Raw genomic sequence first — 6,552 nt, 5'->3', positions numbered from 1 at the left:
CGCCTTTGCTCCCGCACCCGGTGAAAGTCACCGGCCCCTCGCCCAGTGCCCATGAATACGACATAGCACCAGACACATGATCAGCCAAGGTCAGTCAGTCCTCAGGAAGATCATGCGATCCGAGCCCTCTCGGTACTGAGCGCGGTCGACGACCTCCAGTGGGCCGCCGGTAATCACGATGACGAGGAGATCGCCCTCGCACTCAGGACCTTTGCTCGGTTGCAGGACAAATAGGGTCCCCAGCTAGCACCTGCCCAGCACCGCGATGCCCTCGACTCATGCGCGGGCGCCTCGCGAGTCGCGGCTACTGCTCTGACCCATTCACCCGATCGAGCACCCCGGGGCCGCGTGAGCGTTCGGTAGCCATGTGTGATCGTGCCACGTCATTGCAGGCAATCTCCTGTGCGGGATCACCTCAGATGCGTTCACTGGTGACATCCTCGACCGAATTGGTATTCACAACGGTATACGCAGATGCATACTGGGGTTATGGCTGACACCACGGTGAAGATCGACACAGAGACGCGGGACCGCTTCGCGGCCCTGGCCGCTACCCGCGGCCTCAGCGTCCGCGCTTACCTTGCCGAGCTGGCGCTGGCGGAGGAGAACCAGGCCAACCTGGGCAAGGCCACCGACGCCTTCCGCGCTGCCGTCGCCCGACCCGGCTTTGCTGAGGGATTCGACCGCGACTTCGGCGCAGCACCGGCACGTGCACCGTACCGGGCGGCGTGAGCCTTGGAACTGCGGATCGACCACCGCTGGCTCCTGGACCGCCAGGAAGACCTCCTCGGCAAGGACCTCGCTGTCCGTGACTACTCCGGGCTTGTCGCGGCCGTAGCTCGGCACCGGGTCAACACCCCTAGCCTCGATGTCGACACCCCGGACGCCTACTGGCGGGCAGCTGCGCTCCTCGACACGATCATCCTCCAGCGCCCCCTGCCGGCCCGCAACGAGCTGTACGGCTACGGCATCGCCGTCGCCTACATCGAAGCCTCCGGCGAAACCGTCGACGCCACCTACGAACAGTGGCGCGACCTAATCGCTGACATTCGTGCCCTGCGCCTAACCGTCTTCGATATCTCTGACCGCCTCCGCTCCTGGCAAAGCCCGCCGCAGGGGTGATAGAGGCGAGGGGCATCTGCGGCGGTGACTCATCGGCTTCCCTCCAGTCCACATTTCTGGGTGAAGTCGACGCCCAGCTCGCGCTCGAGCGCGAGGCTCCCAGGGCATACTTCTCGGCGGCTTCGGGGTGCTTCCTGAACACCTCCCCCTTGATCGCCCCAGGGTCGCCGGCCGCGACGAGTATGGACAGCGGCGGCTGGTCGGTATCGGTGCCTTGGTCGACCAGGAGCCGTGCTCGGTCGGCCCGGGTCAACTGGGGCAACGCAGAGCCCAGCTGACGACGCAGCGTTTCCCACGAGGTGACGGCCCCTTGTCGAGTGGTTCTGCGCAGCGCGCCGCGCACGGCCCTGGCTACGACTTCGAGTTCCTCAGGCGAGCGGTCCTGGATCGGGGCGGGCTGGGATTGGGCCAGGGCCGCGTCGGGGTGCTGCCCGAGTGCGGTTGCGTGGTTGCCGCTCGCACTCCCGCGGTGGCGGCCCCTGAGCTGCCGCAGTGGAGGGTGCGGGCGAGGACATGAACACGGGCGCCTAATGCACGGCATGGGCATACGCAGCGAGCACGCATACTTGGCTGGCATGGCCTCCATTGGCCTGTCCATCGCAGCCTGGGCCACCAGCCTCACCGCCGAACCCGGCGTAGGGCCGCCAGCGTCACCCCAACATCGCCAGCGCCCCGGCGGGTCGTACGCGGGCCAGAAAACTGCGCCGGAGCACAAGGGCTGAACATGATGGTGGACTTTTGTGTGGAGGTCACTCGAATCGGGAAATTCATACTGGCGCCGTCTGCACTGACCTGCGACCTTCTTCACTAGTGCAGAGGGCTGCACTGGTCTCGCTGAACTGTTTCGGTGTTGGATCACGTGTGGCCAAATCACCGGACTAGCTGGCTGCTCGGCGGGTTTGACAGGAGCCAGGGCGCGGATTGGAGTCCCCGATTGCTATGACTGCGAGTGTCTCCTCAAGTCACTGCCCGGGCATAGACCGGCACTCGGCTCGGCGGCGGTTGCGCGGCCGCCTGGCTACGACTGCACGGACCTCCCGGCGAGGGTGGCGCTGATGGGGAAGGCCAGCAGGAAGGTGCGCCGCCCCCCGGGCGCGGGGGCTGGCCCAGGCAGCGGTAGCAGCGCCAAGGACATCGTCGCGGAGCTGATGCCGTACCTTGCCGAGGAAGGCATCACCGCAGACGGGCCGCCGGTGCCGTTGGCGCAGTTGCAGGAGGCCATGAACCGGGCCGTGGCCCGGCGCAACGCCGCGCTGCCCGGACGTGGGGTGGTCAGCGAGCGTGCGCACCCGGACGCCGTGTTCTCGGTGGACCGACTGGCGGGCATGTGCGTCGAGCTGGTCGACCGTGTCACTGCAGTCGGCGGGGCCGTGGATCGGCAGTGGGTCTCGGAGCAGCTTCATGCGCTACGCGCGCATGACGACGAGGTCACCAACCTTGTGGCATATCGGCAACCGATGTGGCTGCTCTTGAACTGGATGATGGGAATCGGGTCGCTCACCCCGCACGGGGAAGCGGCACTGCGCGCGGTCGACTGGGTGGAGCGCCACGCTGGAGCTGCAGCGGCGGACCTGGTCGTGGAGTACGCCGATGTGGCTGGCCACCCTGACGCCCCCGGGGGATCCCTACTTCTGGACCAGGATCGAACCGAGCACATCCCCGCGTGGCTGATGCTCCTCGCCGGTGTCACCGCGACTCGCTGTGAGCCCAGTGCCGCGTGGCTTCGCAGTCTCGACCCGCCCGAACCGGACGCGTCCACCGTAGCCTGGCTGGAGGGTCGGACGGCTTCCGAGGCGGAGCGGCCGGGCCTGGCCTCCGGACCCGCGGCTGCTGCCCGACATCCGACGCAAGCAGATCTCCTACGTCACCGACCCGGATACGCGCCGCCTCACCGCGGGCTTCGTCGAGGACGGTGCCCTCGCGGTAAGCCCGGACGTCGGCAGTTGGGATGTGGCCGGCAGCATCCTGTGCGACCAGGAAGCGGAACGGCTGTCGCGGGCGTGGCTGTACTTCGGCGATGCGGACATGTGCGCCGTCGCTGTCAGGAAGGCCATGCGTGCGCGGTCCGCGCCCTTGGCGGCGCATCGGGTGCCCGCACCGTACGGCTTACTGGTGTTCGCCGAGCCGATCCGGCTCACGCTGCCGCGCACGCCGGCGCCGGGCAGCAGGCGCAGTCGGTCCGTTCGGCAGCTCAAGCCTTCCAGCATCAGGGACCTCATCGCGGTCTCCTGGGGCCCCTGGTCTCCCGACTCACCCGACACCGGTTGGAGCAAGTTCGACGAGGAGACTCAGTCCCGCCTGCCCGTCGCCTTCCCATCTGGGGAGCACTGGTGGCTGACGCTGTACCACCAGGCAGAGGACGACGGGTACTGGGGCGATGCCCCGGTCCCGCCGCTGGAGTCCTCGGGCGAGTTCGTCCTGACGGCCGGACGCGTATTCGACCAGGCCCCAGACGGCGGGGCGGAGTATGGGGCGCGGCTTCTGGTCGCCTGCTGGGACCTGATCACCCAGGAGTCCGTCGGCAAGCCCGTCACCGAGTCTCGGCCGCTGCCCCGCAGGCCAACCAAGGTACGGGCCGACCGTCGGCGTGGCATCACCGACGACGGGACCGTCCGCCTGGTCACCATCATCGGCCGTCAAGCAGCGGAGCAGGGTCAATCCGGCGATGCCTCCCCCCACGCCGGGGTGCAGTACAAGCACCGGTGGACCGTGCAGGAGCACAGCCGCTCGCACTGCATGAACCCCCGCGGGCACGGCGACGGGCAATGCACCCACGAGGACATTACAATCATGGAGTTCGTCAAGGGGCCAGCCGGTGCGCCGCTGCTACGGCAGGACATCGTCCGCCTCCTGCGGCAACGGGAACGGGAGCGCTGACGGACGTGTGGTGACCGTAGCCCGCCTGGCCGCTCGCCCCACCTGCCGCACCAGCGAGCCCGACGCCACGCCCGTCGTGAGAAGTCACCCGTTCTGGTTCCTGACGAGCGCGCATCGATTGCCGAGCGTGCGAAGGACAACGAGCCTGCAAACCCGCGCGCCGGATCTCTCCCTTCTCGCGTGGGTGAAAGACCCTCCACGACTCGGCGGCCAGGCTGCGGCCTTCTGCGAGGGGAGGCGGGCCGCGCACGTCGCCTACTGCACGGCGACGGAATCCCCCAGTCGACGATTTCGCCCCGGAGAGCGCAGTGCTTGACCCTGGCCCCCTCAGAACCGGACGCGCACATTTCAGCGCATCTGGCTCAAGCAAGCCCCGATGGCTTCGCGACCTACGCGATCACCATCAAGGGCGGCGATGCCGAGGAGTCCAGCGGGCAGGGTTCATGCTCGGGTGAACGCAACCAGCGCTCTCACGACGGTGGCCATGAGTGTCATCGCAGGAAGGGTCCCTGCGAGCGGAGCGGATCATGCGGGCGGTATAGAAGCAGCGCGAGGACGCCAGCGCCCATGAGGACGGTAACGACGACCAACGGCAGGATCACGAGCAGGACCATCAGACTCATGCCTGCTCGCTCCCCTTTCCCGATCGCCGTAGCCCAGATGGCTGAACCAACTGCTGTTGCTCGCGACGGCGTTGCCGCTCAGCGACCCAACGCCCCGTCTTGCGCCGTACGCGTTCCCCGAAGCGGACAGGATCCGCTGCACCGGCGTACAGCGCCGCATCCGCCCACGTAGCCACGGCAGGGTGAGTCCACGCCATCACCACGGCCCCTTCCTCGGGAGTCAAAGACCCCAGCAGCACGGCAAGGCGCTGGTCAGCGAGGTCGGCGCCCAGCGCCAGTGTCTGCGTATCGGGGCTGCCGTTCACAAGGTCGTGCAAGGACAGACCGTCGCCCATTGGGGTATCAAGGAGCAGAACTCTTGAGCGCTGGGCCCGGCGGCGCCACAGCGGCCTGAGCTGCCGGTGGATCGTTTGCGCCTCTGCCCGCAGATACCGAATGAACGCGCGTCCAAGTGCGCCCTGGTCGTCGGTGCGGAGGCGATCGCCCCAGTCTGCAGCCACGGCGGTCGACACCGCCTCACGCCACAGGCCGGCCTGTGACAGTGCCAGGGAGGCGCCGAGCCGGTCAACTGCATGGAACGTGCCTTTATCTGCGATTTCCACGCAGGCCCGGCCTGCCCAGTAGACCTCTGGCGGCATGGGGAGGGTGATGACGAGCGGCGGCTGCTCTGCGGGCGCAGGCGACTCAGGTGACGCGGTGTCGTCAAGGATGTAGTTGAGGCTGAGCCACTCCTGGCCGATTACCCGGCCGCTGATGGCCACGCCAATGCGCTCCACATCGGCCTGTAGGGGACGTGAGGACAAGTCGACCACAGACTCGGGGGCGGGCGGGATGGCGTCCACGGGCGTTCCTCCGACGGTAGGCAGCTTTGCCCTTCGGCCTCCGCACCACCGGTGGGCCAGCAAAGAACTTTGGGATCGACTGTGTGATTCCAGTCACATACCGTGCATCTGTGCGCGAGCTGGCCAACTGCGGCGCTCAGTCACACCTGAGCCGAGCCCAGTAGTTGTCACCGGCAGGTCTGGGCGAGCTGGCGAGAACGCGCTCGAGGCAGCCTGGTTGTCACTGACGCAGCACGAGGCTTGTCACAAATGCTCGTTCGGCAGTCTTTCTGTAACCACTAGCAGAGTCGCTGCACGCCGACCGGGGGTTGTCGGGCCAGGAAGTCCGCGAACGCCGCCGACTGCTTGGGGTCCATGAATCCCTGGCGTGTGTACATGGCCTTGTCCCTGAGCCACGCCGCCTCGTCGGCGGTCAGCTGTACCGCCACCACCACCCCGCTCCGAGCGAAGCTCACGCGCCTGCCGTCAGCGCGCACGTACCGGGTGTAGGTTCCGTACTCCTGCGGGCTGGCCAACGGCTCGGCTCCAAGCCGGCCGACGTCCCACGTAGTCTCGTCCGCGCCTTCCTCTTCCTGTGGTGCGGGCGCGGGGTAGTGGGCGCGGGCCCAGTGCTCCAGCTCAGCCACCGTCTCCGCTGGGAACAGCACACTTACCGGCACGTCCGCCTCAGTGAGCACGACGCGTTCGCCGGTGGACTCGACCAGCGAGACGAGGCGCTCGTAGTCGATCGCGTCCGGAGCGTACTGACGCTCAACAACGATCCTCACATCATCCATAAAGCCTGACGCTACCGGCCAACTACAACGCTCAAGCAGCCAACTGGAACTGACAGGAAGCCTGCCTTTGTGACAACTATCGTGCTTTGGCTCAACCGCCGTCAACGGCTTGCGTCCGGCTCCCGGAGCCCGGACCCTCCTCGTTGCCAGCGGGTCCCCGGCCAGCTCGGTGACGCCGCGCGAGACGGTGGAGACACTGAGCTTTTTCAGCGTTGTTTCTCCAGGGTGAGGATGGCTTTGGCTGCTGGCGACAGGCGGTTGGGGCTGCAGCGGGCGTGACGGAAGATGCGCCAGCGCTTGAGGGTGGCCATG

The 6,552-nt window shown here is 67.3% G+C and carries 5 protein-coding genes and 1 pseudogene; 3 read left to right on the top strand and 3 right to left on the bottom strand.

The window, feature by feature from the left end; genetic code table 11:
• Positions 1-489: 489 nt before the first annotated feature.
• The 3 genes from ACFV3E_RS46255 (at position 490) to ACFV3E_RS46245 (ending at position 3,999) form a co-directional block, all read left to right on the top strand.
• On the top strand, positions 490-732 hold the full coding sequence (locus ACFV3E_RS46255) for an antitoxin MazE7 (protein ID WP_500542517.1): 243 nt from the start codon (positions 490-492) through the stop codon (positions 730-732).
• 3 nt (positions 733-735) lie between these two features.
• Positions 736-1,122, top strand: coding sequence for a toxin Doc (locus ACFV3E_RS46250; protein WP_500542515.1), 387 nt, complete (start codon positions 736-738; stop codon positions 1,120-1,122).
• 1,950 nt (positions 1,123-3,072) lie between these two features.
• Positions 3,073-3,999, top strand: coding sequence for a hypothetical protein (locus ACFV3E_RS46245; RefSeq protein ID WP_500542513.1), 927 nt, complete (start codon positions 3,073-3,075; stop codon positions 3,997-3,999).
• Positions 4,000-4,618: 619 nt separating this feature from the next.
• Here ACFV3E_RS46245 and ACFV3E_RS46240 read toward each other — a convergent pair.
• From ACFV3E_RS46240 to ACFV3E_RS46230, 3 genes and pseudogenes are all read right to left on the bottom strand, one after another.
• Complete coding sequence (locus ACFV3E_RS46240) at positions 4,619-5,464, bottom strand: hypothetical protein (protein ID WP_500542511.1); 846 nt, start codon at positions 5,462-5,464, stop codon at positions 4,619-4,621.
• A gap of 278 nt (positions 5,465-5,742) precedes the next feature.
• The gene (locus ACFV3E_RS46235) at positions 5,743-6,240 is read right to left on the bottom strand and encodes a hypothetical protein (RefSeq protein ID WP_500542509.1); all 498 of its coding nucleotides are present in this window, start codon (positions 6,238-6,240) and stop codon (positions 5,743-5,745) included.
• 206 nt (positions 6,241-6,446) lie between these two features.
• A pseudogene (locus ACFV3E_RS46230) lies at positions 6,447-6,552 on the bottom strand (IS5/IS1182 family transposase); the annotation flags it as partial.

The sequence above is a fragment of the Streptomyces sp. NPDC059718 genome, from assembly GCF_042733315.1.
In the GTDB taxonomy this organism is placed as follows: Bacteria; Actinomycetota; Actinomycetes; order Streptomycetales; family Streptomycetaceae; genus Actinacidiphila.
This window is presented reverse-complemented; position numbering and strand designations above follow the sequence as displayed.

Coding starts and splice junctions, on each gene's coding strand:
- ACFV3E_RS46235 (WP_500542509.1), bottom strand. CDS start 6,240: ATGGATGATGTGAGGATCGTTGTTGAGCGTCAGTACGCTCCGGACGCG.
- ACFV3E_RS46255 (WP_500542517.1), top strand. CDS start 490: ATGGCTGACACCACGGTGAAGATCGACACAGAGACGCGGGACCGCTTC.